The 26,004-nt window shown below is 44.6% G+C and carries 23 protein-coding genes and 1 other annotated feature; of the genes, 10 read left to right on the forward strand and 13 right to left on the reverse strand.

Annotated features, from left to right (window positions below; genetic code table 11):
* Positions 1-42 precede the first annotated feature (42 nt).
* Entirely contained in the window at positions 43-1,422 is a 1,380-nt protein-coding gene (gene ffh, locus EV690_RS14305) for a signal recognition particle protein (protein ID WP_131913683.1), read from the forward strand.
* A gap of 96 nt (positions 1,423-1,518) precedes the next feature.
* On the opposite strand, the gene EV690_RS14310 is transcribed toward ffh, so the two are convergent.
* The 5 genes from EV690_RS14310 to hpf form a co-directional block, all read right to left on the reverse strand.
* Positions 1,519-3,186, reverse strand: coding sequence for an alpha-keto acid decarboxylase family protein (locus EV690_RS14310; protein ID WP_131913684.1), 1,668 nt, complete (start codon positions 3,184-3,186; stop codon positions 1,519-1,521).
* A 70-nt stretch (positions 3,187-3,256) separates the two neighbouring features.
* Positions 3,257-4,444: an amino acid aminotransferase gene (locus EV690_RS14315; RefSeq protein WP_131913685.1), complete on the reverse strand. Its 1,188-nt coding sequence runs from the start codon at positions 4,442-4,444 to the stop codon at positions 3,257-3,259.
* Between the two features lie 258 nt (positions 4,445-4,702).
* Positions 4,703-5,197 carry an Lrp/AsnC family transcriptional regulator gene (locus tag EV690_RS14320; protein ID WP_131913686.1) on the reverse strand — a complete coding sequence of 165 codons (495 nt, stop codon included), beginning with the start codon at positions 5,195-5,197 and terminating at the stop codon, positions 4,703-4,705.
* A 51-nt stretch (positions 5,198-5,248) separates the two neighbouring features.
* The gene (locus tag EV690_RS14325; protein ID WP_131913687.1) at positions 5,249-7,255 is read right to left on the reverse strand and encodes a chorismate mutase; all 2,007 of its coding nucleotides are present in this window, start codon (positions 7,253-7,255) and stop codon (positions 5,249-5,251) included.
* Between the two features lie 19 nt (positions 7,256-7,274).
* Positions 7,275-7,401 (reverse strand) — a sequence feature (Phe leader region).
* Positions 7,402-7,481: 80 nt separating this feature from the next.
* Positions 7,482-7,817, reverse strand: coding sequence for a ribosome hibernation-promoting factor, HPF/YfiA family (gene hpf, locus EV690_RS14330; protein ID WP_131913688.1), 336 nt, complete (start codon positions 7,815-7,817; stop codon positions 7,482-7,484).
* 235 nt (positions 7,818-8,052) lie between these two features.
* On the opposite strand from hpf, the gene EV690_RS14335 reads away from it, so the two are divergent.
* A complete protein-coding gene (locus EV690_RS14335; protein WP_131913689.1) occupies positions 8,053-10,281 on the forward strand; it encodes a sensor domain-containing protein in 2,229 nt (742 codons plus the stop codon).
* 57 nt (positions 10,282-10,338) lie between these two features.
* Positions 10,339-12,285: a transglycosylase SLT domain-containing protein gene (locus tag EV690_RS14340; protein ID WP_131913690.1), complete on the forward strand. Its 1,947-nt coding sequence runs from the start codon at positions 10,339-10,341 to the stop codon at positions 12,283-12,285.
* Here the strand turns inward: EV690_RS14340 and pdxH are convergent.
* A complete protein-coding gene (pdxH, locus tag EV690_RS14345; protein ID WP_131913775.1) occupies positions 12,266-12,925 on the reverse strand; it encodes a pyridoxamine 5'-phosphate oxidase in 660 nt (219 codons plus the stop codon). The two genes, EV690_RS14340 and pdxH, sit on opposite strands and share 20 nt — an antisense overlap.
* Before the next feature lie 264 nt (positions 12,926-13,189).
* On the opposite strand from pdxH, the gene EV690_RS14350 reads away from it, so the two are divergent.
* Genes EV690_RS14350 through EV690_RS14370 form a run of 5 tightly spaced genes read left to right on the forward strand, consistent with a single transcriptional unit; the run spans position 13,190 to position 17,024 of the window.
* Positions 13,190-14,023 carry an SDR family oxidoreductase gene (locus tag EV690_RS14350; RefSeq protein ID WP_131913691.1) on the forward strand — a complete coding sequence of 278 codons (834 nt, stop codon included), beginning with the start codon at positions 13,190-13,192 and terminating at the stop codon, positions 14,021-14,023.
* A complete protein-coding gene (gene ltaE / locus EV690_RS14355; protein ID WP_131913692.1) occupies positions 14,023-15,030 on the forward strand; it encodes a low-specificity L-threonine aldolase in 1,008 nt (335 codons plus the stop codon). Before EV690_RS14350 ends, ltaE begins: the two co-directional genes overlap by 1 nt.
* Before the next feature lie 9 nt (positions 15,031-15,039).
* On the forward strand, positions 15,040-15,507 hold the full coding sequence (gene yciA, locus EV690_RS14360) for an acyl-CoA thioester hydrolase YciA (RefSeq protein ID WP_131913693.1): 468 nt from the start codon (positions 15,040-15,042) through the stop codon (positions 15,505-15,507).
* Positions 15,508-15,561: 54 nt separating this feature from the next.
* Positions 15,562-16,830, forward strand: a complete 1,269-nt coding sequence (locus EV690_RS14365; RefSeq protein WP_131913694.1) for a CinA family nicotinamide mononucleotide deamidase-related protein — start codon at positions 15,562-15,564, stop codon at positions 16,828-16,830.
* Positions 16,827-17,024 (forward strand): hypothetical protein, encoded by a 198-nt coding sequence (locus EV690_RS14370; protein ID WP_131913695.1) that lies wholly within the window; start codon positions 16,827-16,829, stop codon positions 17,022-17,024. The genes EV690_RS14365 and EV690_RS14370 overlap by 4 nt, the downstream gene beginning before the upstream one ends.
* Positions 17,025-17,027: 3 nt before the next feature.
* On the opposite strand, the gene mltC is transcribed toward EV690_RS14370, so the two are convergent.
* The 4 genes from mltC to EV690_RS14390 form a co-directional block, all read right to left on the reverse strand.
* Complete coding sequence (gene mltC, locus EV690_RS14375) at positions 17,028-18,212, reverse strand: membrane-bound lytic murein transglycosylase MltC (protein WP_131913696.1); 1,185 nt, start codon at positions 18,210-18,212, stop codon at positions 17,028-17,030.
* Positions 18,213-18,226: 14 nt separating this feature from the next.
* Positions 18,227-18,499 (reverse strand): oxidative damage protection protein, encoded by a 273-nt coding sequence (locus EV690_RS14380; protein WP_131913697.1) that lies wholly within the window; start codon positions 18,497-18,499, stop codon positions 18,227-18,229.
* Positions 18,500-18,588: 89 nt separating this feature from the next.
* On the reverse strand, positions 18,589-19,605 hold the full coding sequence (mutY, locus tag EV690_RS14385) for an A/G-specific adenine glycosylase (RefSeq protein WP_131913698.1): 1,017 nt from the start codon (positions 19,603-19,605) through the stop codon (positions 18,589-18,591).
* A gap of 67 nt (positions 19,606-19,672) precedes the next feature.
* Complete coding sequence (locus EV690_RS14390; protein ID WP_131913776.1) at positions 19,673-20,146, reverse strand: Lrp/AsnC family transcriptional regulator; 474 nt, start codon at positions 20,144-20,146, stop codon at positions 19,673-19,675.
* A gap of 156 nt (positions 20,147-20,302) precedes the next feature.
* On the opposite strand from EV690_RS14390, the gene EV690_RS14395 reads away from it, so the two are divergent.
* Both EV690_RS14395 and trmB read left to right on the forward strand, forming a co-directional pair.
* Complete coding sequence (locus EV690_RS14395; protein ID WP_131913699.1) at positions 20,303-21,583, forward strand: L-cysteine desulfidase family protein; 1,281 nt, start codon at positions 20,303-20,305, stop codon at positions 21,581-21,583.
* Between the two features lie 152 nt (positions 21,584-21,735).
* Positions 21,736-22,452, forward strand: a complete 717-nt coding sequence (gene trmB, locus EV690_RS14400) for a tRNA (guanosine(46)-N7)-methyltransferase TrmB (RefSeq protein ID WP_131913700.1) — start codon at positions 21,736-21,738, stop codon at positions 22,450-22,452.
* A gap of 31 nt (positions 22,453-22,483) precedes the next feature.
* Here the strand turns inward: trmB and hemW are convergent, their stop codons facing one another.
* The 3 genes from hemW to EV690_RS14415 all read right to left on the reverse strand — a co-directional run bounded on the left by hemW (position 22,484) and on the right by EV690_RS14415 (position 26,003).
* Positions 22,484-23,629 (reverse strand): radical SAM family heme chaperone HemW, encoded by a 1,146-nt coding sequence (gene hemW, locus EV690_RS14405; protein WP_131913701.1) that lies wholly within the window; start codon positions 23,627-23,629, stop codon positions 22,484-22,486.
* A complete protein-coding gene (gene rdgB / locus EV690_RS14410; protein ID WP_131913702.1) occupies positions 23,623-24,219 on the reverse strand; it encodes an RdgB/HAM1 family non-canonical purine NTP pyrophosphatase in 597 nt (198 codons plus the stop codon). The genes hemW and rdgB overlap by 7 nt, the downstream gene beginning before the upstream one ends.
* 95 nt (positions 24,220-24,314) lie before the next feature.
* Positions 24,315-26,003, reverse strand: coding sequence for an NAD-dependent malic enzyme (locus EV690_RS14415; protein WP_131913703.1), 1,689 nt, complete (start codon positions 26,001-26,003; stop codon positions 24,315-24,317).
* Position 26,004 lies beyond the last annotated feature (1 nt).

Raw genomic sequence — 26,004 nt, forward strand, 5'->3', positions numbered from 1 at the left:
CAGTGATGTGTGGATGGCTCAACCGGTCATATAAGGATTACCATGTTTGAAAATTTATCAGAGCGTCTGTCCAAGACGCTAAAAAACATAAGCGGCCGTGGCCGGCTGACCGAAGACAATATTAAAGAGACGCTGCGAGAAGTGCGTATGGCGCTGCTTGAGGCTGACGTTGCACTGCCAGTGGTGCGCGATTTTGTCAAACGAGTTAAGGAACGTGCCGTTGGCCAAGAAGTCTCGAAAAGTTTAACGCCGGGTCAGGCCTTTATTAAAATTGTTCAGTCTGAACTTGAGCAATCGATGGGTCAGGCTAACGAAGGCCTTGATCTGTCGGTAACCCCTCCAGCCACTATTTTAATGGCGGGGTTACAAGGGGCCGGTAAAACAACCAGCGTTGCTAAGCTGGCTAAATTTTTAACTGAGCGTGAAAAGAAAAAAGTTTTGGTTGTCAGTGCCGATATTTATCGTCCTGCAGCGATTAAACAGCTCGAGACGTTAGCATCAGAGGTTCAGGTCGAGTTTTTCCCAAGTAGTACTGAGCAAAAACCAGTTGAGATCGCTTCAGCTGCTTTAGATTATGCCAAATTACACTTTTTTGATGTATTGATTGTCGATACCGCTGGCCGTTTGCATGTTGATGAAGACATGATGGCCGAAATCCAACAGTTAAATGATTACCTCAAACCGGCTGAAACACTGTTTGTTGTTGATTCAATGACAGGTCAAGATGCGGCAAATACAGCGAAAGCGTTTCATGAAGCTCTCCCGCTAACTGGGGTGATATTAACTAAAGCTGATGGTGATGCCCGCGGAGGGGCCGCGTTATCGATTCGTCAGATTACGGGCAAACCCATTAAATTTATTGGGATGGGCGAAAAAACTGACGCCCTAGAGCCATTTTATCCCGATCGGATTGCATCGCGAATTCTTGGGATGGGCGATGTACTGTCGCTGATTGAAGAAGTCGAGCGTAATGTCGATCGAAAACAGGCTGAAAAGCTTGCCTCGAAGGTAAAAAAAGGCAAAGGGTTTGATCTGGCTGATTTTCGTGACCAACTTCAGCAGATGAAAAAAATGGGCGGCATGATGGGCCTCATGGACAAATTGCCAGGCATGGGGCAGTTACCGGCAGGTGTGAAGGATCAAATGGATGATTCGATGACAGTTAAAATGGAAGCGATTATAAATTCCATGACTGTTCAGGAGCGCGCGCATCCGGATATTATTAAAGGGTCTCGTAAACGGCGAATTGCTACTGGTTCTGGGACGCAGATCCAAGATGTGAACCGTTTGCTAAAACAATTTACCCAGATGCAGAAAATGATGAAAAAAATGTCGGGTAAAGGTGGTATGCGCAAGATGATGCGACAGATGAAAGGGATGATGCCTCCTGGTGGTATGGGGGGCGGTAGAGGCCCATTTTAGAAGATTCTGATCTTTTATGGCAACCTGACAAAGCCAGTATATAAATACTGGCTTTGTTCTTGGATGATGGTTTTTAAATTGAGCGAAGCCAAATCGCTATTTGTTTTGCGGACCGCGAGGGCCATAGTCAAATAAAGCAACGCTTGGGCCAAATTGTTTCAGTCGTTCTGGTGCATCCATCGCACTTAATTTGAGTTCAATAAATGATGCTTTTGTTTCATCGAGTGCATCGAGAACCTCACTGAGCTGCTGATGTGTTGTCACGTTTTGATACGTAAACTCAATATCTGGGGCAAACGCCTTAAGTAGTAGGTGATAATCCCACTGCGGAATATCATTATAGGTTGCGCTTTTGCCCATGATGTAACGTTCAATGGTGTAACCGGAATTATTAAGCATCACGATAATTGGTTTTAAGCCTTTTTGGAGTATATTGCTCAGTTCTTGAACTGTCATTTGTAGTGAACCATCGCCAATAAATAACCAGTGGCGTTTGTTCGGTGCGGCCATCATAGAGCCCAATAGGGCCGGGAGGGTATAGCCAATGGATCCCCAGATAGGTTGACTTAGATAGTGGCAGTCTTTGGGAAATGGCACTGTTTGCAGTGCTATATTAGCGCTGCCGTTTTCTCCCAGAATCAAGTCGCCGGCTTTAAAATAATGGCGCAATTGTTCCCAGAGCTTGCTTTGTTGCAGTGGTCCCTCAAAAGAAGTGCTAGAACGAGTCTGGGGCGGTTGTTTAGGAATATCAAACTGGCATTCAATCGATTGCTCGAGTAACTGGTTGAGTAACACCGGGGCACAGATCCCTTCGAATGTTTGTTGCTCAAAGGTGATATCAAATCCGCGCAGATAAATTGTTTCTTCGACGGGAAGATCTTGTGTTGCAACCATTGAGCTCCCTTCGATATAGCAAGGTGCTGTAGCTAAGATAAAATCTGCTTTAGCTAGATATTGGTTGAGTGTGTCGTCTGTTTGCCCCGGGTAGTAGCCAAGCCATAATGGTGAACTTTCATCTAAGATCGCTTTGCCAGTTGAGAAACTGGCGTAAGGGATTTGATAGCGATCACACAGTTGCTGCAGTTGTATGGCCATTTGCGAGCGTTCTGCATCCATATCTACCAGCAACAGTGGATGTTTGGCTTGACAGAGTCTCCCCGTCAGTTTGCCGATGATAAGCTGGTGTTGGCGTTTGTCATAGCTGGCATATTGGCGAGTCAGTGGTGAAGAGGCTTGCGCGATTTCCAGATAACTTAAGTTCGAAGGAATTTGTAGATAGACCGGACAGCGTTCTTGCCAACAGTAGCGTAGTGCTCGGTCAATTTCTTGGCTTGCGTTCGATGGGGTGAGTCTGGCTTCGGTGAGGGTAAATTGACGCACTGCGTTACGCACATTATCAAAATCTCCCTCGGCCATAGTGTGATGAATGCGGAGTCGGTTGCGTATCGCAAACATGGGGGGAACGCCACTAATCATTACAACTGGAATATGTTCGGCTAGACTGCCTGCAACACCGCATAATGCACTGAGATCGCCCACTCCATATGTAGTTAAAAGTGCGGCGATGCCGTTGGTTCGGGCGTATCCGTCAGCAGCATAAGCGGCATTGAGTTCATTACAGGTGCCGACAAATTCAATACCATCGACCTCATCTAACTGTTCTAAAAGTTGCAGATTAAAATCGCCCGGAACCCCGAACACATATTTGACATTAAGTTGACGAAGACGTTGCCATAGATATCGGCCAATCGTGACTGATTGCATGACACACTCCTTAGTGAATTTAGATTGAAGAATTAAAAAAGGTCGCTTGAAGCGACCTGTGTCTCGTAGGTTAAACGACTGCGGCAAAAGCCTTCGCGACCTGTGCCACGTTATATTTATTGAGTCCGGCGACGCAGACTCGGCCACTCTCAATCAAATAAACGCCATGTTCGATGCGTAATCGCTCGACCTGTTCTGGGGAAAATCCAGTGTAACTGAACATTCCTTTTTGTGTTAAAAAGTGGCTTCCATCGAAATCAGGCTGCACGCTCTTCATGGTTTCAACCAGAGTCTGACGCATTTGCTGCATTCGATTGCGCATTTGAGCGACTTCTGTGCGCCATAGCTGATTGAGCTCTGTCGTATTGAGCACGGTTGCTACGACATGTGCTCCAAAAGCAGCGGGACTTGAGTAGTTACGACGTACGGTAAATTTCAGCTGCCCTAATACCCTCAACATCTGTTCTTGGTCATCACAGATCACTGATAATCCGCCAACTCGCTGTCCATACATAGAAAAGATTTTTGAAAACGAGTTCGCTATGAGAGCCGGAACTTGTTCACTAGCTAACAGCCGTAATAAAAAAGCATCCTCTTCTAAGCCGTTAGCAAACCCTTGGTACGCGATATCTAAGAATGGAATCAACTTGCGTTGTTTAATAATTTCAACGACTTCACCCCATTGTTCATGAGTTAGATCCGCTCCTGTTGGGTTATGACAACAAGGGTGCAGTAACACAATACTTTGAGCGGTTAACTGGTTAAGACATTCGCACATCTTCTCAAAGTTAACGCCTTTGGTCTGGGTATCAAAATAAGGATAGTGATTTACTTCAAAACCTGCGCCAGCAAAGATAGCTTCATGGTTATCCCAGGTCGGATCGCTGACCCAGACTTGCGAGTGCGGGAAGTATCGTTTCAGAAAATCGGCGCCAATTTTCAGTGCTCCGGATCCCCCTAAAGTCTGAATTGTTGCGATTTGTTGTGCAGCTAAAATCGGATGTTCCTCGCCGAATAGCAAATTTTGCACGGCTTGACGATAAGGTGCAAATCCCTCCATCGGCAGGTAACTGGTAGGTTTGGTCAAATCAAGTTGAGTGATTGCTTTCTTTACTGATTCTAATTGAGGGACCTGACCGTTTGGGTCGTAATAAAGACCAATGCTTAAGTTGACCTTATTTTCTCGAGGATCGGCAAGAAAATCCTCCACAAGCGATAAAATAGGGTCACCTGCATAGGCTTCAACGTGTGAAAACATGAATTATTCTCCTAGACTAACGAACGGTTTGGTCAATAACATGGGTGAGCATCAGTTTTAAACCTGTTCGGCATTGACCGTAACTGGACATCTTTATCGCCGGTGCCAACAAGATGGACGACCGGATAGATTTGAATCGGTTTAGTCATACTCTAGATGCCACTTATAACGCCATTTTTAACACAAACAAAGCGCAAAATTGAGTTGTTTTAACTTTTCTGTGCATTTCTTTGTGGTTTTTAATGAATCAACTGAAATCTAAACATGCATGTCATCTGATGACTCGAGTTGCTCTCGATGGAGCACAATCTGGTTTTCTTTTAGCCGGTCTAAAATAACTGAGGTTTTAATCTGACTGACTTCAGTATAACTGGCTAACTCATTGAGCAAAGTATTTAAACCATTCAAATCGTATGCTCCCACTTTAAGCTGATAATCATATTCACCTGTCACTTTATAGGCATCCAGAACTGCTGGGTTGGCGTTGATTTGATGATGAAAGCGTTCCATCGTTTCAGGATCATGGTGATTTAGGGTGATTTCAACTAACCCTTGAACCTGGCGTTTTTGTGCTTTGAGAGCTAGTCGCGCTTGATAACCTTCGATATAACCATTTTGTTCCAGTGCAATGCGTCGTCTTGAGCATTGTGAGGTGGACAGACCGATGATCTGACTCAGTTCCTGATTGGTTAAACGGCCATTCTGCTGCAGCAGATTGAGTATTTTCCAATCATAGTTATCAAGTGTTGTCATAAGGTTATTCCTTATCCATAGCTAGCCTGATATGGCATGTTGGAGTTCGTGTTAAAAAAGTTGATTCATCAAATGTACAAATTGTTCAAAGTTAAGTGTTTGATGGGGGGCTACTTTGGCATTGAGTGGATCGGGATGAATGTTTAGCATGATTCCATCGACTCCCAATTTACGAGCGGCTAAGGCGAGCGGTGCGATGTCATCTGCTTGGGTGACGCCATCACAAGGATTGAGTAAAATTGGCAGATGCGTTCTCTCTCTGAGCAGAGCAATAGCACTCAAATCGATAATGGAACGAGTTTGATGATCGGCACTTCTAATCCCTCTCTCACATAGGATGATTTGTTGGTTTCCTTGGCTGAGTAGATAATCGGCCGCTTTAAGCCATTCATCAAGGGATACAACACTGCCTCGCTCAAGCACGATAGGGCGGGTTGTATTACCGGCTGCTTTTAACAAGGGGTAGTTTTGCATATTAGCTGCCCCAATTTGTAAAATGTCCACCTGACTGGCGATCTGGCGCAAATGTTCAAGGTGAGTGACCTCTGTCATAACTGGCACTTTGATTGGTTGAGTGGTTTGATTAAACCAATCGAGTCCAGCCAGTCCAGGGCCTTGATAATCATATGGGTTACTGGATGATTTAAAGCAAGCACCATGAATGACTTGTGCACCATGATCAACGGCCATAGCAACACATTGGGCAAATCGCTGAGGGTCTTCGAGTGTATCGGGGCCGGCAAAGACTGCGAAATCACCACCGCCGATATGGCAATTGCCCAGACTAATTCGTGTCGGTTGCGGTTTATGGGCCAAGCTTGAAAGTGGTGCGTTTAGACCCCGGCTAATCACGGATGGCTTATCGACAATAGCATCGAGTGGCTGTCTAGCTAACACCGGGGCTGGTATTTTTGCGCTATGGACATCAGCTGTTGGATAGCAACCTAAAACTTTAACAAAACGAGTAATGCGGGTGAGTTCTGAGAGAACTTCTTGCATCGGAGCTGATTCAACGTTAGCCATTACATCGACATAAAATAACTCTTGCCAAGGATTACCTTGTACCGGGCGTGACTCTAAACGAGTCATATTGATTTTGCGTGACGCAAAAACTTGCAGAGCATCAGCTAGTGCGCCTGGATGTTGACCTGTCGACATAATAAAGGTGGTCTTGGCTGGTACTGCTTCAGAAACTTCAATTGGACTTCTGGCGACAGCTATAAAGCGAGTATAGTTTTCTTGTTGGTTGGCAATATTACTTTCAATACTACATAAATCATACATTTTACCACCAGTTTCGCTGCCAATGGCAGCTATGTATGGGTCATCACTATCGGCGACTAACTGCATCGCTGTCGATGAGCTATCGACATATTCAAATTTTAGATGAGGATATTGCGCTAAAAACTGGCTACTTTGAGCAAATGGTTGAGGATGCCCATACAGTGTATGGATTTGATTCAAATCCGTATGCCCCTTAACTAGAATGCCGTGATCGACGGGGATTGTTAACTCGCCAATAATCGCAAGGCTAGTTTGCTGGAGTAGATCATAGACTTCGTTAATACTTCCCGAACTGGTATTAACCAGTGGCAATAGGGCGTAATCAGCATGTCTTTGTTCGACCTGATTAAATATCATGCGGAAATTATCACAGCCGATTTCAATCACATCTTGGTCGACCGATTCGAAATAACGACTGACTGCAATATTACTATAGGAACCTTTGTTTCCTAAAAAGGCAACTTTTATGGCAGAGAGTTCTTGGGCAACATGGCTCTGTTGTTGACTAAATTGCCGCTGTTGGGTGCGTACAGAATCTTCAATAATTAATTGGAAAAGTCCTGTCACATAATGGGGACTTAAATTATGTTGACGGGCTTTTTCGACTAGTGCTGTTAAAAGGGATTCCTCGCGTGGGATATCACGAATCTTCAACTGATTGTCGAGTTTGTGCTGCCCAACCTGAAGACTTAAAGATTGACGCTTGGCTAACAAAGCGATGAGTTTATCATCAACGGCATTAATCTGGTGGCGAAGTTGTTGTAAGTCAGTCATGACATCGTTGCTCTTATATATAAAAAAAGCCTCCCGTTTGGGAGGCTTTATGGATTGTTTCTTGGTTTCTTATGGACAAACAAATCCGGCCTCCCTGTTTGGGGGGATAAAAAAGAAACCAAAAAAATAAAATTGCATTAAATATTTCATGCTAACAGATTAAAAATGTCGTATTTAAAAGTCAAGCCTTGATGATATTAAGTCACCAAGGCTTGGGACTTGTAGGTTATAAATTTGAGGATGCAGACTGATTAACGTCCAGGCTGCTATCGACTCTTTCGGTAATCGGTTTGGTATGATGACGCCGCAATTGGCGTTCTAATTTGTGGCCCAAGCCATTAATTGCCGCATAGAGATCTTCGTGCTGTTCTGATGCGAATAATTGACCATTAGGGACGCCAATCTTAGCCTCGACCTTATAATCTTGTTTTTCTCGTGTGATGATGACCTGCGGTTTAATGAGCGGTATTTGGGGTTTTTCCAATTTTGCGAAACGGTTTTCAATTCGTTCACGGATGGTTGGTGTGATATCAATGGATTTACTCGTGATATCAATAATCATATAAGCCCCCTTATAACAATGGATTGGGTCATAAAACGAATCTGATTACAGATCCAAAGAAACTCTCTTGATAGGCCTACTGTAACCTATTTCACCTTTAGTTAAGCAACTTTTGATGAGAACTTCCATCTATTCTACGATTTTTATAAAAACTTTTTAAAAGTCCTTGTTCTTAGCTGTAAAGTCAGGCAAATTTAAACCGATACGTTCAGTGATAGCAAGAGATGGATGAGGCATGCTATTGCTGAATCATGAGAGTATTGCGATGGTCAATAACAACCAGCGACTTAACTTGAGCTGTGATTTGGATTTATATCAGGCGAAGACTTATTTAGCAGATGGATTAGCAAATCAAGCTTCTGATTGCTTTTTCCCCCAGTTTTGTCAATTGCTCGCAAAGCTGATTGATTGTCATAGTGTTGGGGTTTTTTGTATCGAAAACCGCAAAGCACGAAATAAGACGTTACGTAATATTGGTTATGCCAGTACTGTTGACGTGAGTAAGCAAGCTTGTTTAATTGGCGAGCCAATTCCCCTGACTGATACGCCATTTGTCTCATACCCTGCCTTCGTTCAGCACGTTGTTACCCGATATAGCACTTTTGCCCAGTTATTTGTTCCGAGTATCGATTCTGTCTGGAGCATGCCGTTTTTTGACGCTGGGCAAGTCGTCGGATACGTCAGTTGCCAATTTAATCAGTTACCAAAATCTGCGGATTTTCTAGAACAATTATTAGCATCTTTCAATTCGCGTATTGTCTACGAATTTAAGTTATATGAAAAAAATCTCCTACCGCATTTGGTCGACCTTGCGTTTCAGCATCGAGAAGGCATTGTTATAACTGATTCGCAATTTAATATTGTACAAGTCAATGAAGCATTTTGTCATATTAGTGGGTATCGTAAAGAACAGCTTTTAACGCGATCTATTGACCAGTTTTTGCCTGGTCTGCGAGCGGTTTATTTGCGTCAGCCAGAAAGAAAATCAACCGAATACATTCGCCAGCGTCCCAATGGCCAAACCTATCTGCAACACGAAGAGATCATTGCCATTGAGCCGAGTGAAAGCCAGAACAAATATTACGTAATTCACTGTCAAAGTATCACCCATAAACAAACGCCTGATGATCAGATTTATAAGTTGGCATACTGTGATGAATTAACAGGTTTGGTGAATCGACGCAAATTACTGTTTGATGTTGATCAAGCGTTTCGCGCCGCCCAAGGCCATGCTCGAATTGGTGCATTATTGTTTATCGATCTGGATCATTTTAAAAATATTAATGATTCGCTTGGCCATTCAGTGGGTGATTGGATATTGCAACAGGTTGCCAACCGTTTGCGATTTATTGTTCGAGACAGTGATATTTTAGCTCGTTTAGGTGGGGATGAGTTTGTTGTTTTGCTGAGCGATTTAGGCGATAACCCCGCTGCGGCAGAGCCACAAGCGGCGATCGTTGGTAAACGTATTATTGAGGATATTTCTAAGCCGTATCTTTACCATCAGCAGTTGTTGCATTTAGGCGCTAGCGTAGGGGTGAGCTTATTTCCGGGGCGTGGACAAAGTGCCGATGACTTGCTGCGCCAAGCGGATACAGCGATGTATCAAGCCAAATCGGCTGGACGCAAAGCGTTGCGCTTTTTTGAAAAAGGGATGCAACGTGAAGCGGATCAGCGATTGCGAGTCTATAATCAGTTGCGTGAAGCACTGTCTGAAAATCAGCTCCGTTTATATTATCAGCCACAACATCTGTTGAAGACCGGTGAACTGATGGGCGCTGAAGCATTAGTGCGCTGGCAGCCACCTGGTAAAATGCTGGTGGGACCACACTCGTTCATTCATATTGCCGAAGAAAGTGAATTAATCTGGGATATCGGTTGTTGGGTTTTACAAGAGGCTTGTAAAACGTTTGTTAAGTGGCAGAGTGAAGGGCTGCGGTTGCCTGAGATCTCCGTGAATATCAGTGCTCGGCAATTTGCACAGGAAGAGTTCGTTGATTTTATTACCGAGGTTTTAGATAAAACGGGGATGGATGCTGGATATTTAAATTTAGAGATTACCGAATCCATGCTAGTGAGTCATGTAGAGACGACGATTTCTAAAATGAATGAATTGAAAAAGCTGGGAATTCGGTTTTCGATTGATGATTTCGGGGCTGGATATTCCTCGTTAGCCTATTTAAAACGTTTGCCGGTTGATGAGTTGAAAGTGGATCGTTCCTTTGTTCGAGATATCCCTCATGATCGTCGGAATATGGCCATTGTCGAAACGATTATCGCCATGGCTCAACATCTGGGCTTTAGTGTGACCGCCGAGGGGGTCGAAACCCATCAGCAGCGGGATTTTTTAACCCATCGAGGCTGTTTATTTTATCAGGGGTTCCTCGTTAGTAAGCCGTTATCTGCTGAAGCGATGCGCCACTATATGCAGGAACACTTGCAAAGAAAGCTACTTAGATCTTGATCTGCTAGGCAAGCTGCTCGACACTGGATGCATTATGCTTCTTTCCGTGGATAGTTAATGCGCTATAAGCAAGCCTTTATTTTGGTGTTGGTTTTTTCGATTTGTTTGATGATGGCTGAACGTGCTTTTGCAAATGATTCACTGGCACAGCAACGGCTGTTATATCAACAGGCTCGAGACGCACAAAAACAAGGCAACTGGAGTGTCTCTCGCCAGTTGATGAGCCACCTCAAAGATTATCCACTTTATAGTTATTTGCGTTTCTATGATTTGCTCGCTCATCTAGATATTTCTCATTATCAGCAAATTAAAGACTTTCGGGCGACTTATCGGCAGTTGCCCATTACTGATATTCTCGAACGTCGCTACATGTTTGTGTTGGCGCGCGGACATCATTGGGCTAAGTTACTCGATTTCTTTGCCAAAGAGCCAAATACCCCTTCCCTGAAGTGCAGTTATTTTTATGCGCACTATAAGTTGGGACAAAAATCGTTAGCATTCAGAGGGGCTAAAAAAATGTGGTTGTATGGTTATTCCCGGCCACAAAGTTGTGATCCGCTGTTTGCTGCGCTTTCTCGTTCTGGACATTTAACGGCGAGGATGGTTTGGCAAAGATATCTACTAGCGTATGAAAATTATCAAGGACGCTTGCAAAACTATCTTGAGCGACGTCTAAGTGGTAAGTATCGACTCGCGGCAAAAATTCTTAAACGTGACGATGCAAATCCAGAAAATTTGTTACATCGCTCTGCTAAATTAAGTGCATTGCATCAGCAATCATTAACGCTAGTGCTAAAGCGGCTGACCTGGCAACAGCCCCGTTTAGCTGTGGCCATTTTTAATCGCTATGCGAATGCATTGAAGTCAAACAATCACAGTAATAATGCCCTTATTATTCAACTAGTGCGCTCAGTGATCCGATATCCTGATTCAAAGCTGTTGGATTGGGCTGATGCACAGCTATACCATCATCGTGATTTGACGACTTTGCAAAGACGTATCCGCTTGGCATTGGCACAACAAAACTGGGCTGATGTGGCAAAGTTTTTAAGCTGGTTACCGAAAAAAACTTATCACAAAGACGTGTGGCAATATTGGCAGGCTCGTGTTGATGGCAAACAAGGTAAGAGTGATAAGGCTCACCAGATTTTCAAAAAAATTGCCAAGCAACGCAGTTACTATGGCTTTTTATCAGCGCAGCGTCTAGGGCTGAATTATCACTTTAATCGTGCCATTTTACCTGCGAATATGCCCAACGATGCGCTGCGCAATCCAATGTGGCAACAGGTTCGAGAGTTAATGTTCCAGCAAGATTTCCGCCAAGCCTATCGCTTGTGGCAGGTATTTTTAACGCGGCAATCGAAGCAACAACTGCGTTGGGGCGTCGAGGCCATGCAAAATGGCTGGCCTCAACTGGCTATTTATAGCACGATTCATGCTAAAGCGTGGGATATGCTCGATCTACGTTTCCCATTTGCGTATCAGCATATTTTTACCAAGCAAGCCCATCGGTTTGCGATTAATCCATTATTAGCCATGGCACTTGCTCGTCAAGAAAGTGGCTTTTATCGGTTTGCGCATAGTCATGTTGGGGCTCGGGGATTGATGCAAATTACCACTTCAACCGCCCGCCACTTATTGGCGAAGCAGGGTAAAAAACTCAGATCAGTCACGCAGTTATATAATCCAAAACTGAATATTGAGCTGGGCAGTTTTTACCTTTCAAAATTGTTGGATCGTTATCAGGGAAATCGTTTTGTCGCGATGGCCGCATACAACGCGGGGCCATCACGAATTGATCAATGGTTTGACCGTTTTGGGTCTTTACCAGCAGATATTTGGATTGAAGTGATTCCTTTTAATGAAACCCGCCGTTACGTGAAAAATATCCTCAGTTTTCAACTTATTTATGCATATAATTCAGGCCAACAATTGGCTTTGATTAAAGATAGTGAAGTTCACGTGAATCCGACCGCAATTCTGGCTAAGGACTCAGACGAGTGACATTCCAGAGGGCGTGTTCATCTTCTCTTGAATAGACATAACGGTCATGTAGACGGTCGGCTTTGCCCTGCCAAAATTCAATCACTCGTGGTACGACTCGATATCCACCCCAAAATTCAGGACAAGGAATTTCTTTGTCTTTAAAGTGTTCCTGAAAATGTTGTACCTGTTTTTCAAGTTCGCTACGAGAGTTAATGGGATGACTCTGATGGCTTGCCCACGCCCCGATTCGACTACCGCGACCACGACTTTGAAAATAGGCATTGGATTGTTCGTAGCTGACTCGCTCGACACGCCCTTCAATACGAACCTGACGCTGCAAAATATTCCAGTGAAAAGTTAGATTGGCATGCGGGTTTGCATCTAGCTCTGCTGCCTTGCGGCTTCCATAGTTGGTATAGAAAACAAATCCTTGCTCATCAACCTCTTTTAGTAACACGACTCGGGCCGAGGGGATCCCTTCTTGGGTCGCCGTTGAGACTAACATTGACTCGGGCAAGACAATCCCACATTTTTTAGCAGCAGCGAACCACTGATCGAAAAGTGCAAATGGCGGTTCATCTCCCTTGGGTTCTGGTAGAGAAACCAATACTCCCTGACCTAAGGTTAATGCGCAGCGAATTTTACTAAACAGCGACATAGTTCTCTCTTGTTCTTGATTCCTATCCATCTTTTTAAATCTTACCATGAATCAAGACGGTTCAGGGTAAATAAAGCAATGATTCAGCAGTGCTATGGCCATGGTTGGGGCGAATTGGTACATGCTCTTCGATAGCCGCTTGCCCCGCGTGTCGAATAATAATCATTCATCTTAAAAAATCAGATAAATAAAACTGATAGAATCACCTCATAAAAGATTTCTTCAGCAGTTATTTTCAGGATAATAGAGCCAAAGGAGATGATTATGACAAAACATATCCAACAAATTGCGATTGTTGGTTGCGGGTGGCTCGGAACTCCACTGGCTTTTCATTTAAAAGGACTCGGTTTTGATGTTCGAGGTTCTCGTCAGCATGTTAGTGCTCGATTGGATTTAACTCAGGTGAACATTGCCAATACAGCTTTGTCCTTAACCCCAGAGCTGGTTTGTGATGATGCCCCTTTACTCTTTGATGGCACCGATCTGCTTATTATCAATATTCCGCCACGGCGAAAGTCTCACGATAGTCATTATCATATAGCTCAGATTAACGCACTTAAGCAAGCTGCGATTGATTATCATATTCCCCGTATACTTTTTGTTAGTTCCACCTCGGTGTATGGTCCGGATCAAGGCCTCGTTGATGAATCGACTCCGTTAAAGCCTGTGACTGAGTCAGGTAAAACTTTGGTTGCCATTGAGCATGATTTGCAAACTAGTCCATTGCATTGCTGTATTTTGCGTTTTGGGGGGTTGATTGGGGCTGGCCGTCATCCTGGCCGTTTTTTGTCAGGACGCAAGGTTGATGGGGCTGATGCACCAGTGAACTTAATTCACCAAAAAGACTGTATTGCGATTATCCAAGCTGTAATTGAACGAGACCTGTTTGATGGCTCATATAATGCGGTGTGTGATGCCCATCCATGTAAGCAAACATTTTATGAGGCAGCAGCCAAGGCTTTATCTTTAGAATTACCGATATTTAGTCAAATGAGTACTGGTAATAAATTAATTAGCAATCAAGCACTAAAACAGGCGCTTGATTATTCCTTTATTTATCCCGATCCCATTCGCTGGGTGAGTGAACAGGAGATCTAATGATCGATTTTCGTAGTGATACAGTAACCCAACCCACTGAACAAATGCGTCGTGCTATGGCCAATGCGCCAGTCGGGGATGATGTCTATGGCGATGATCCGACGGTTGAGTTTTTGCAAACCAGTGCGGCTGAGAAACTCGGTAGTGAGGCTGCCTTATTTTGTACTTCAGGTACCCAAGCTAATTTATTGGCACTGATGAGTCATTGTGGGCGTGGTGATGAGTATATTTGTGGGTTAAAGGCACATAACTTTAAATATGAACAGGGGGGCGCTGCGGTTTTAGGGAGTATTCAGCCGCAACCGGTGGTCAATCAATCCGATGGCACGCTGGCTTTAGCGGATGTTGAAGCGGCTATCAAACCAGACGACATTCATTTTGCGCGAACTCGAATGGTTTCTGTGGAAAATACGATTGGTGGGCAACCTATCGCGATGGATTACTGGCCCCAGATTAGTCAGCTTTGCCACACTCATCAGTTAAAATTACATATGGATGGGGCAAGGTTATATAACGCTGCTGTGAAATTAAATGTTGATATTCGCGATATTACCCGGCATGTTGATACTTTTACATTGTGTTTATCCAAAGGGTTGGCTGCCCCGGTCGGGTCATTGTTACTCGGGTCTAAAGAGTTTATAAAAACCGCTACTCGTATTCGCAAAATGTTAGGTGGTGGTTGGCGACAGGCTGGCATTCTAGCTGCTGGTGCGCAAATAGCCTTAGACGAGATGCCTAAACGGTTGCATGAAGATCATGAGCTGGCCGAGTATTTAGCTTTGCGCCTTGAAGAAGTGGAACAGCTTGAGGTCGACCGAGAAAGGCTGCAAACCAACATTTTATATGCACATTGCCGACTTGGAAAAGCACGTGAACTGGAAGCATTTTTGAAACAACGGGATATCCTCATTTTTGGTGCTCAACCGATTCGGTTTGTTACTCATTTAGATGTCAACCGAAATAGCGTTGATCAACTGGTTGCTGCGATAAAAGAGTTTTATCGCTAAGGAGGTCATATGAGTGAAGTTGAACGAGAACCTGAAGGCCACATGTTGTTGCGAACTCTCGCCATGCCTGCTGATGCCAATGCCAATGGTGACATTTTTGGTGGATGGATTATGTCGCAGATGGATATTGCTGGCAGTATTCTGGCTAAAGAAATTGCTCTTGGGCGAACCTGCACGGTTTCAGTAAACGGTATGACATTTATCGCTCCAGTACAAATTGGCGATGTCGTTTGTTGCTATGGTCAGTGTCAGCGCATCGGCAATAGTTCACTGACTGTTAAACTTGAGGTATGGGTGAAACCGGTGTTGCGCCAAAGTAGTAGTGAAAGTCGTTTTTGTGTCACTGAGGCAACGTTCACTTATGTCGCCATTGATGATGAAGGCAAACCACGGCGAATTCCAGAACACACTCGTAAAGTTTACCAAAATAGTGATGCCAATGCGGTTCAAGCCGGTGATAAAGTCAATAACAGTTAGTCACTGTCATAGCCGCACAGTCGTTTTAGCGGCTGTTTTTATCAAGGAGTTGTCGTGATTATTGAAATGCTTAGCACGGGTGATGAAGTGCTGCAAGGTGACATCGTCGATACGAATGCTGCTTGGGCGGGTCAGCAATTAGCCGAACGAGGACTGAAGTTTTCTCGTCGGCAGACGGTTGCTGATGATCTAGCGACGTTAGTCGAGGTGATGGATGAATGTTGCCAGCGTGCAGACTGGCTGTTGGTTAATGGGGGATTGGGGCCGACCAGTGATGATTTAAGCGCGGAGGCTGCTGGCAAGCTACTAGGGGTACCGCTTGAGTTAAATCAGCAGTGGGTCGCAAATATGCAGCAGTGGTATCGGCAGAAACAGCGTGAGATGCCACCAAGCAATCTTAAACAAGCCATGCTTCCACAAGGCGCTGAATTGATCGACAATCCAGTGGGAACGGCATGTGGTTTTATCATTACTCACCATCAATGCCATGTTTTGTTTACCCCAGGTGTTCCGAGCGAGTTTAAGCATATGCTGAGCCATAGCTGGTTGCCACGTTTAAGTGATGGTGACAGTACTCGTGTGAAACGTTTTTTTGCCTTTGGTCTTTCTGAATCAGGACTCGCTCAGCAGTTAGCCGATATTGAATTGCCAGCGGGCGTTCGCTTAGGATTTCGGGCTGCTCGTCCAAGCATTGAAGTTAAAGTTTTTTCCCAAAAAGTACTCACACCTGAGATAAAGCGTGTCTATGAACTGATTCGAGCTCAGTTAAAAGAGCAGCTATTTAGTGAGGATAATGGCAACTGGGCAGAATTTGTGCAGCACAAGATGATTGCTAAAGGGCTTAAATTAACCTGTGCTGAATCATGCACAGGAGGAATGCTCGCAAGTCAGTTGGTCAGTGTTCCCGGAAGCTCTGCTTATTTTGAACGAGGGTTTGTGACCTATACCAACCAAGCTAAAGTACAAATGTTGGGGGTGTCGAGTCAGCTATTAGAGCATTATGGTGCGGTTTCTGTCGAAGTCGCTCAGGCGATGGCAAAAGGTGCTCTGGCTCATAGTGAAGCGGATCTTGCACTGAGTATTACCGGAATTGCAGGTCCAGATGGTGGCAGTGATGACAAACCAGTTGGAACTGTTTGTTTTGCACTGGCAACAGCACAATCGTGTTTTACTCAGCGTTTACTGTTGACGGGACGAACTCGTCAAGCGATTCGCGAAACAGCTGCAGCAACTGCATTGGATATGTTACGACGTTATTTAAATGAGCAACCTATCTGGGGGGATTATGATTTAATTCGCCGGATTCAAACTGAGCAATCATGAGTCATTTTAACGAGTTTAATCGTCGTCATAAACAGTCTTTTGCCGAGCAACAGCGTTGGTTAAAAAAGGTATTGTCAGGCCAGACACTTAAATGTGAAGTTTGCAATCAGCCTTTGAAAACTGAACGCAGTGGTGATCTGCTTATTGTTGCATGTAATCAGGGCTGTACGCATGTTGAATTGACCGTTGGGTAATAGTTACCCAGCGGTATCAAGGTATTTGAATTGTTGTTCGGCTTTATTGACTTTATAGAGATACCGTCGCGATTCTAAGCTTGGATGATCTTGAGTCAAATAGCGATACACTTGTGAAGCGCTTAAGCGATTAATACGGTTAATTGCCCAAGATTGACGGGAGCTAAAGGTTTTAAAGACATTACCTGCACCACCATTGTATGCGGAAATAATACTGTAGCGTCTTGATAGTGGATTACGAATCTTCCTAAGATAGACGCTCTTGAGGATATGCAAATAAGCTGTGCCAATATCAATATTAAAACTAGGGTTAAGCAAAGCTCTGCCAGTAGGGCGCCCGGAACGTTTTTTTATTCGTCGGTAAACATCTGCTCCGGCAGTTGCTGGCACGACTTGCATCAATCCGTAGGCATTCGCGTGGCTAACGGCATAAGGGTTGAAGCTACTTTCTGTTTTTATGATTGCGTAGATGAGCGCTTCGTTAATTGAGTAACGTTTAGCATATTTACGAATAATATTGCTATATCGATATTCACGGATCTTAAGGCTATCTTTGCTCATTGGAAAGTCGACATACCAGATCTTTTTATAGCCAACATGACGGGTTTGCAAATGGTGTTTGATCAGGTAATCTGCATAGCGATTGGCTCGCCAACTCCACTCAATCGGCTGATGATCTTGATCTAAAACTTGTTTGTACAAAAACGGTTTACCACTGCCGAGAATAAACGCTTTATCAGAAAAAAGATCGACTTTGGTTGGATCATCTGGGGTGAGTAACGTCGCCACAATAGCTTGTTGTAGTTCACGTTTTGGTTTTACTGTGGCCAAGGTTTCAACTTGCACAAAACCTTTTTGAAAATTGATAGCGGCGCGAGTTCGGTAGTGGTTGGTGTATTTGACGTAGGTTTTGCGGCTGGCAATTAAGTTATCTTTATTGCCCCAAACTTCATGGACATTATCGGTTAGTTTGGCAATGAGGCGGTTAAATCCTGCGACGTCTTTTTTGATGGCCCGAGGATGGGTGGCATAGTATCGGCCTTGGTCTCTGACCAGTTCAACCGCTGCGCCTTTCGGATCATGAGAGACTAAGATCCTTACAATCCGATCAGGACTAATTCCATTGCTACATCCCGTTAGCACTATCAATGTTAGTGCTGACAAACTTCGGGTCCATCTTTTTATCATAAGCCGTGCATTAGTTACTCAGAAGGCGGTGTATATCCATCAATTGAGACATCTTCTTGATTAAACAAAAAATTGACCATGGCTTCTTCGAGAACTTTGCGGTCATCAGCATTCATCAAGTTTAATTTCTTTTCATTGATGAGCATGGTTTGTTTGTGTTGCCAGAGGCTCCATGCTTCTTTGCTGATATGATCATAAATTCGCTTACCGAGTTCACCGGGAATAACTTGGTAATCCATTCCTTCAGCTTCTTTTTGTAAGCGCTGACAAAAAACCGTCCGCGTCATATCATCCTCTTTATCATTGGTTGTCCACTTTAGTATGGACGAGTTATATCAGACCTGATAAAAATCCGCCAGTTCCCATTGATTTTTCATCATTTAGTGTTAGCTAAATGCTTGCCTATAAATTTGCGGATCGGAGTTGGCAGTCCCAGTGAAACAATTTGCTTGGGGGAGAAGAACTGTCCGGATAATTGCTCTGTGCTGTTGGCGTTAAGCACTTCAGCATCGAGTTTATAGTGGCTGAATACATGCTTAAATGTCCCTTTTCTTTGACTGGGTGCAACTTCGCGAATTTGCTCTGTATCTAATTGCGGCAGGCACCATAATCCAGCCCAGATCCCAGGCGCTGGGCGCTTTTGTAAATAGAGCTGGTTATTTTGCTCAATCCACAAAAATTGCCCTATTTTAGTCGGGGTGTGTTTTTTCGGTTTCGGTGTGGGTAATTGCGCGACTCGGTCGGTTTGATAGGCTTGACAGCTATCATTGATTGGACAGTTTGGGCAGTCGGGAGATTTTGGTGTGCAGATCATGGCTCCCATATCCAGTAGTGATTGAGCATATGCGCGACAATTTTTAGCTAAAGTGTAATGCTCGGCATATTGCCAAAGCTTGTTATTGACTTCGGTCGTCGATGGCACGCCTTCGATAGCAAAATAGCGACAAAACAATCGTCGGACATTGCCATCGACGATGGGGCCTCGTTCGTTATAGGCAAATGAAACAATCGCGCCGGCTGTATAACGACCAACGCCGGGGATCTGCTCGATCTGTTTGAGTGTGCGTGGATAGTGTCCGGAAAATTCATCGACCAGGTAGCGAGCGGCCTTTTGTAAATTCCTGGCTCGTGAGTAATAGCCCAACCCTTGCCAATGGCTCATCACTTCATCTTCATCGGCATTCGCTAGTGCCAATAGGTTCGGAAAAGCGCTCATCCACCGTTTAAAATACTCAATGACAGTTGTCACTTGCGTTTGCTGGAGCATGATTTCTGATACATGCACCGAATAAGGCGTCGGGTGTTGTTGCCATGGTAAGTCGTGGCGGCCATATTTTGAGGCCCAGTTGACTAGGGTTAAATTGAAATGTTCAGGGGATAAAACGTCTTTCATAACTGACTCTGCGACCAAAATCTCAAGCACTATAGCATGCCCCTATACTGACAAAAACCGCATAAATTCAACGGTTATCTTGGGGGCGATAGTCAGTTGGGAGTTCTGTGGTTTTTTTAAATGTTTCCATGGCAAAAGCAGAACTGATATCCGCAAAATCGAGGTGTTCAATGAGCTTTTTATAGATCACATCATAACGATCAATATCGGGGACGACGATCTGTAGCAGATAATCCACATTACCACTTAAGCGATGGGCTTCAATAATTTCTGGAATATCACTGAGTAATTGTTTGAATCGGTCTAGCCAAGCTTGCGAATGTGAGGACGTTTTAATTGAGACAAAGACAGTGACGCCGAGATTGAGTTGTGTTTTATCCAGTAATGCAACTTTGGCGCGGATCACACCGTTTTGCTCAAGTTTTTGTATTCGCCGCCAACATGGGGTCGGGGATAAGCCAACCCGTTGCGCAATCGTTTGTAACCCTAGGGTCACATCGCGTTGCAGTATACTTAAAATTAAACGGTCTTTCGTATCCAGTTCCATTTTAAAATATCGCTAATTATAAAAATATATTCTTTTAATTTAACTTAAAAAGAAAAAATTTTCTAAATTTAATTGATTTATGAGTCTAATTTGCAAATTCTTTCTTTGCGCTCTGCGATAAGCTATTGAGTATTAGTCAAGGAGATAGATATGTCGTCTGAGTCATTATTTTTAAACGCCCTGAAACAATCATTAAAGCCTGCCCTTGGGTGTACCGAGCCTTTAACCGTTGCTTTAGCTGGCGCATGGGCTCGTTATTATAGTTGCGGTGAACTTAAAAACATGGATGTGAAAGTCAGTGCGAATTTGTATAAAAATGCCGCCGGTGTTTTTGTCCCTGGCACAGGGATGACTGGACTGGCTATCGCGGCTGCGGCGGGCTGGTGGGGGGGCGATCCGAAACAAGGCCTGCAGGTCTTGGGATCACTGAATAAAGCGTCATTAGCTAAGGCTAAACGGACACTCTCGCGTCAGCCGATTCAGGTGAATTATGTTGAACATCCAGATGTATTTTATACCCATCTTAATGCACACACCGATAGCGACCATATCAGTGTATTGATGGGGCAGAGTCATGATGGTTTGCTGCAGGTGACTGTTAACAGCGAGGTTTGTTATCAACAAAATGTCGGAGAGTCGTTACCATCTTCTCCGGCAACGCTCGATAAAGCATGGTCCGTTGCGGCTATTGTTCGCTTTGTTGAACAGGTGGAACTGCACAAGCTGACCTTTATCGAGCAAAGTGCCACACTGAACGTGGCGTTAAGTGAATTAGGTGAGCGCGAGTCGATGGGGCTAGCAATTGGCGCCCAATTGCGACATCAACAGCGTAGTGGCTATATCAGTGACGATTTATCCACTGAAGCGATGATTTTATCCGCCAGTGCCAGTGATGCTCGAATGGCTGGTGCGCCACTGGCAGCAATGAGTAATTCCGGTAGTGGTAACCAAGGCATTGCAGCGACCTTGCCGGTAGTTGCGGTGGCTAAACGTTTGCAAAGCAGTGCTGAGCAAAGGCTACGTGCGTTGGCAATGAGCCATCTATTAGCGATTTATATTAAGAAATTACAGTCGCCTTTGTCAGCACTATGTGCTGCAACAACTGCGGCGATGGGCTCCGGTGCCGCTATTAACTGGCTGTTAGGGGGAAATTCGGAGCAAGTTGAACAGACCATCCGTTATATGCTCGGCGATATCAGTGGTATCTATTGTGATGGGGCAAAACCAGGATGTGCTCTGAAAGTTTCAACGGGGGCACAGACCGCAGTAAAAGCTGCACTGTTGGCACTCGGCGGTCGTTCTCCTTTAAGCGACGGTGTCCTTGAAAACTCGGTCGATGAGTCATTAAAACATTTAGGTGAGTTGACCTCTCAGGCGCTGATTCCAACGGATCAAGCTATTATTGGCTGGATTGCGGCACGCCAAAACTAAGAAATTGATGTTGCGGATAAAATCAAACGGTTCAATTTATTGAATATGGCTTGTTTTAAGTTTTTGCACTGAGAGTGGGGTATTTTGTCTTGCGCTGAGTGCTGCTTTTTGGATAATGCAGCCCATTATAGTGATCAAAAAGAGAAAGCTGAATGAGTGACACGCATGAACAGGCGGAATTTGATGCAGCTAAACCTAGACGTCAAATCAGAAGCTTTGTGAAGCGAGAAGGGCGTTTAAGCCATCGTCAGGCACGGGCATTAGAAGAATTCTTACCTGTATATGGTTTAACCCATCAGAGTGGGCGGTTTGATTTAGATGCTATTTTTAAGCGCAAAGCACCACGTATTTTGGAAATTGGTTTCGGTATGGGCAAATCACTCGTACAGATGGCCAAAGAGCATCCTGAGTGTGATTATATCGGGATTGAAGTCCATCGTCCGGGGGTTGGTGCATGTTTGGCAGATATGCAAGATATGCAACTGACGAATATCCGGGTGATTGAACATGATGCGGTTGAAATTCTCAAAGAGAATATTGCTGATAGCTCACTTCACAAGCTACAACTGTTTTTTCCTGATCCTTGGCATAAAAAACGCCATCATAAACGTCGCATTGTACAGCCGGAATTTGCTGATTTGGTTCGCCAAAAATTAGAAGTTGGTGGTGTTTTCCATATGGCAACGGACTGGCAAAACTATGCCGAACATATGTTGCAGGTCATGAGTCAGGCACCAGGATATAAAAATTTATCTGACAGTGCTGATTATGTCCCGCGTCCCGATTCTAGGCCTTTGACCAAGTTTGAGAATCGAGGGCAGAAGCTCGGTCATGGGGTGTGGGATTTGATGTTTGAACGTACTGAATAGCGGCAATCAGCCGCTGTTTATGGGGTGTCAATTATTCGACTAAAAAGAGATCCAATAGATCATTTAAAAACAGATGGCCTTTGCGGGTGACTTGCCAGCTATCACTGTTTTCGAGCATCAAACCTAACTGTATTGCTCGTTGGATTGGCGCATGAATGTCAGATGGTGCTAGATCAGTGAGCGATTGATATTCATCTTTTGGAATAGCTTCGTAAAGGCGGAGTCGGTTTAAAAAATATTCAAAAGGACGATCCTGATTTTCCACTTTCCAGCATTGATCTAATGCTGGTCGCAGCTCATCTAGATATCCCTTCGGGTGCCGAACTTTCACATGACGAACAATGGTATTGTCACTTAATTGGGTTAATTTGCCATGCGCACCGCAGCCGATCCCGATGTAATCACCGAATCGCCAATAATTGAGATTATGTTGTGCTCGGTCATCGCCCAGCCCGTAGGCTGACACTTCGTATTGCTGAAAGTTATTTTCTCTAAGCAGTGCCTTGCCCGCCGTTTCAATATCCCAGAGTCGTTCATCATCAGGCAATTGGGGCGGTTGGCTAGCAAAGGCTGTATTGGGCTCGATGGTTAGCTGATACCAGCTGATATGAGTGGGGGCAAGTTCAATGGCTTGTTTGAGATCGCCTAAGGCACCTTGGGCATCTTGGTTAGGGAGCCCATGCATCAGATCAAGATTTATACGTTCAAAGCCACTGCGCTGCGCCATTTTAACTGCTGCAATCGCTTGAGCACTATCATGGATTCGCCCCAGTCGCTTAAGCTTTTCATCTTCAAAGCTTTGAATACCGAGTGATAAACGATTGACACCAGCTTGGCGATATCCGGCAAAACGTTTGGCTTCTGCGGTACCGGGGTTCGCCTCCATGGTGATTTCAATTTGATCTTCAAATGTAATGCGTTTAGCGGTGGCGTCGAGTAATCTCGAAATTGCCGCTTCACTCAGTAAACTCGGTGTGCCACCACCAATAAAAATACTGTGTAGAGAACGCCCCTGCACCCACGATAGCTCTTGATCCAGATCGTGAATCAATGCTGTTATATATTCTTTTTCGGGCAGAGGACCTTTTTGTCCATGCGAGTTAAAATCGCAATATGGACATTTTTGTACGCACCAAGGAATATGGATATACAGTGAGAGTTTAGGCAGCGTTAGCATAGGTTTCCTAGCTGTTCAACGAGTAACTTCAGGGCCATTGCTCGGTGGCTGATGGCATTTTTTTGTGCTCGACTGAGTTCGGCCGAACTTTGCTGGTAGCCGTCAGGGATAAATAGTGGGTCATATCCAAAACCATTCGCACCATGCAGTTCGGTACTGATCGTCCCTTGCCATTGGCCATGGCAGATGAGCGGTATGGGGTCCTCGCTATGGCGCATATAAACTAATACGCAATGAAAACAGGCTTGACGCTTGTTCATCGGCACATTCTTTAAAGCTTGTAATAATTTTTGATTATTTCTCTCATCATTACCTTCAACGCCGCTATAGCGGGCCGAATATACACCTGGCGCACCGTCTAGTGCTGGTACGCTTAGACCGGAGTCATCAGCAATGGCAGATAGGCCAGTTTGCTGGGCTGCGTGACGTGCTTTGATAATGGCATTTTCAACAAATGTGGTTCCTGTTTCTTCAGCACTTTGAATTTTAAATGCGGATTGGGGCACTATATTGAGTGCATAAGGGGTGAGTAATTCTTGCAGCTCATTGACTTTACCCTGATTGGAACTGGCTAATACAACCTGAGTCATGACATGATCCTAAAATGTAAAAAATGAGGCGATCATAACCCGTTGTTGGGCAGATGCAACCTATCTGCATCTGCCGAGGTTGTTATCCAATCGCACTAAAATGAGGTGCGTCTATAGTTTCGATATTGCGTCTGCCAAAAATTATCTTGGATCGACTTCTCTAAATAGTCGTCATTGACTTGTGGCGCAAATCCTTCAGCAATTGCTTGTTTAGAAACTTCTAAAGCAATGGCTTTACTCAGTGGCTGAATTGCATCTAATGGAGGGAGCAATAGCCCTTTACCATAGCGCGCCAGAGGCGAGTGTTTGGCTAAAGTCTCGCTAGCCTTGATGAGCATTTCGTCGCTAATTTGAGTAATCTTAGCTGCAATGACTGCCAGCCCAATACCAGGGAAGATATAGCTGTTGTTACATTGAGCGATAGGATAGGTTTTCCCTTCAAACTCGACGGGTGGAAATGGACTTCCAGTTGCAATCAGTGCTTTAGCGTTACTCCATTGGATCAAGTTCTCTGGTGTTGCTTCAACTCGGCTGGTGGGGTTTGAGAGTGGGAAAATAATAGGGTGTTCACAGTAGCTGCAGATTTTACGAATCAGTTCTTCATTGAACATCCCCGCCACCCCAGAAACGCCAATTAAAATGGTTGGCTGGGCATGATCGACGACATCTTGCAGACTAAGGGTCATATCGGCGACTGACCATTGTTCTTTTAATGTCGCGCTTTGGCAAAGTGGTTCTTGGAATGACTTAAGATCGTCTGAGTCATCCAGTAGCAGGCCCTGTCTATCCACCATAAAAATATTTTTACGAGCCTCGGCATCGCTAAGACCTTCTTTGCACATGGCCTTAACAATCGCTTCGGCGATACCACAACCAGCCGAGCCTGCCCCAACAAAGCAGACCCGTTGGTCACTGAGGGGCTGATTTTTGGCTCGACAGGCAGCCATTAACGAGCCGACGGTCACAGAAGCTGTGCCTTGTATATCATCATTAAAACAGCAATACCGATGGCGGTAACGTTTTAATAGCGGGTTGGCATTGGCCTGCGCAAAGTCTTCAAATTGAATGAGCGCTTCCGGCCAGCGTACATGAACTGCTTGCATGAACTCTTCAACAAATTCATCATAGTCGCTGCCTTCTATGCGCTCGTGGCGCCAGCCCATATACATTGGGTCATCAAGTAATTGCTGGTTATTGGTCCCCACATCTAATACCACTGGCTGGGTATAAGCTGGGCTAATTCCGCCGCAAGCGGTATAAAGTGATAATTTTCCAATGGGAATCCCCATTCCGCCAATACCCTGGTCACCAAGGCCCAAAATGCGTTCACCGTCAGTCACTACAATCACTTTGACATGATGGCGAGTTGCGTTATTGAGGACTTGTTCAATATTATCTTTATCTGGATAGGCGATAAATAGCCCGCGCGAGCGACGATAAATATTAGAAAATTGTTCACAGGCGAGCCCTACGGTTGGCGTATAGATGATCGGCATCATTTCAACGATATTTTCAGTGATCAATCGATAGAAAAGCGTCTCATTGGTGTCTTGAATGTTACGCAAAAAAATATGTTTATTGATATCGCTGCGGAAGCTTCGACACTGTTCCAATGCCCGTTGGGTTTGTTCTTCAATAGTTTCAATTGCCTGTGGAACCAGTCCGGTGAGATTGAAGTCACTGCGCTCTTTCATGGTAAAGGCGGTGCCTTTGTTGAGTAATGGCGTTTCTAGTAGTGCAGGCCCCGCATAAGGGATATATAAAGGACGTTTGTTATTTTCCATT

The sequence above is a fragment of the Celerinatantimonas diazotrophica genome, assembly GCF_004339545.1.
Taxonomy (GTDB): Bacteria; Pseudomonadota; Gammaproteobacteria; order Enterobacterales; family Celerinatantimonadaceae; genus Celerinatantimonas; species Celerinatantimonas diazotrophica.

Coding starts and splice junctions, on each gene's coding strand:
- hpf (WP_131913688.1), bottom strand. CDS start 7,817: ATGATTATTGATATCACGAGTAAATCCATTGATATCACACCAACCATC.
- EV690_RS14325 (WP_131913687.1), bottom strand. CDS start 7,255: ATGACTGACTTACAACAACTTCGCCACCAGATTAATGCCGTTGATGAT.
- EV690_RS14310 (WP_131913684.1), bottom strand. CDS start 3,186: ATGCAATCAGTCACGATTGGCCGATATCTATGGCAACGTCTTCGTCAA.
- EV690_RS14320 (WP_131913686.1), bottom strand. CDS start 5,197: ATGACAACACTTGATAACTATGATTGGAAAATACTCAATCTGCTGCAG.
- mutY (WP_131913698.1), bottom strand. CDS start 19,605: ATGAAAGACGTTTTATCCCCTGAACATTTCAATTTAACCCTAGTCAAC.
- EV690_RS14415 (WP_131913703.1), bottom strand. CDS start 26,003: ATGGAAAATAACAAACGTCCTTTATATATCCCTTATGCGGGGCCTGCA.
- rdgB (WP_131913702.1), bottom strand. CDS start 24,219: ATGACTCAGGTTGTATTAGCCAGTTCCAATCAGGGTAAAGTCAATGAG.
- pdxH (WP_131913775.1), bottom strand. CDS start 12,925: ATGTCGCTGTTTAGTAAAATTCGCTGCGCATTAACCTTAGGTCAGGGA.
- ltaE (WP_131913692.1), top strand. CDS start 14,023: ATGATCGATTTTCGTAGTGATACAGTAACCCAACCCACTGAACAAATG.
- EV690_RS14335 (WP_131913689.1), top strand. CDS start 8,053: ATGCTATTGCTGAATCATGAGAGTATTGCGATGGTCAATAACAACCAG.
- hemW (WP_131913701.1), bottom strand. CDS start 23,629: ATGCTAACGCTGCCTAAACTCTCACTGTATATCCATATTCCTTGGTGC.
- EV690_RS14370 (WP_131913695.1), top strand. CDS start 16,827: ATGAGTCATTTTAACGAGTTTAATCGTCGTCATAAACAGTCTTTTGCC.
- trmB (WP_131913700.1), top strand. CDS start 21,736: ATGAGTGACACGCATGAACAGGCGGAATTTGATGCAGCTAAACCTAGA.
- EV690_RS14340 (WP_131913690.1), top strand. CDS start 10,339: ATGCGCTATAAGCAAGCCTTTATTTTGGTGTTGGTTTTTTCGATTTGT.
- EV690_RS14350 (WP_131913691.1), top strand. CDS start 13,190: ATGACAAAACATATCCAACAAATTGCGATTGTTGGTTGCGGGTGGCTC.
- EV690_RS14380 (WP_131913697.1), bottom strand. CDS start 18,499: ATGACGCGGACGGTTTTTTGTCAGCGCTTACAAAAAGAAGCTGAAGGA.
- yciA (WP_131913693.1), top strand. CDS start 15,040: ATGAGTGAAGTTGAACGAGAACCTGAAGGCCACATGTTGTTGCGAACT.
- mltC (WP_131913696.1), bottom strand. CDS start 18,212: ATGATAAAAAGATGGACCCGAAGTTTGTCAGCACTAACATTGATAGTG.
- EV690_RS14315 (WP_131913685.1), bottom strand. CDS start 4,444: ATGTTTTCACACGTTGAAGCCTATGCAGGTGACCCTATTTTATCGCTT.
- ffh (WP_131913683.1), top strand. CDS start 43: ATGTTTGAAAATTTATCAGAGCGTCTGTCCAAGACGCTAAAAAACATA.
- EV690_RS14395 (WP_131913699.1), top strand. CDS start 20,303: ATGTCGTCTGAGTCATTATTTTTAAACGCCCTGAAACAATCATTAAAG.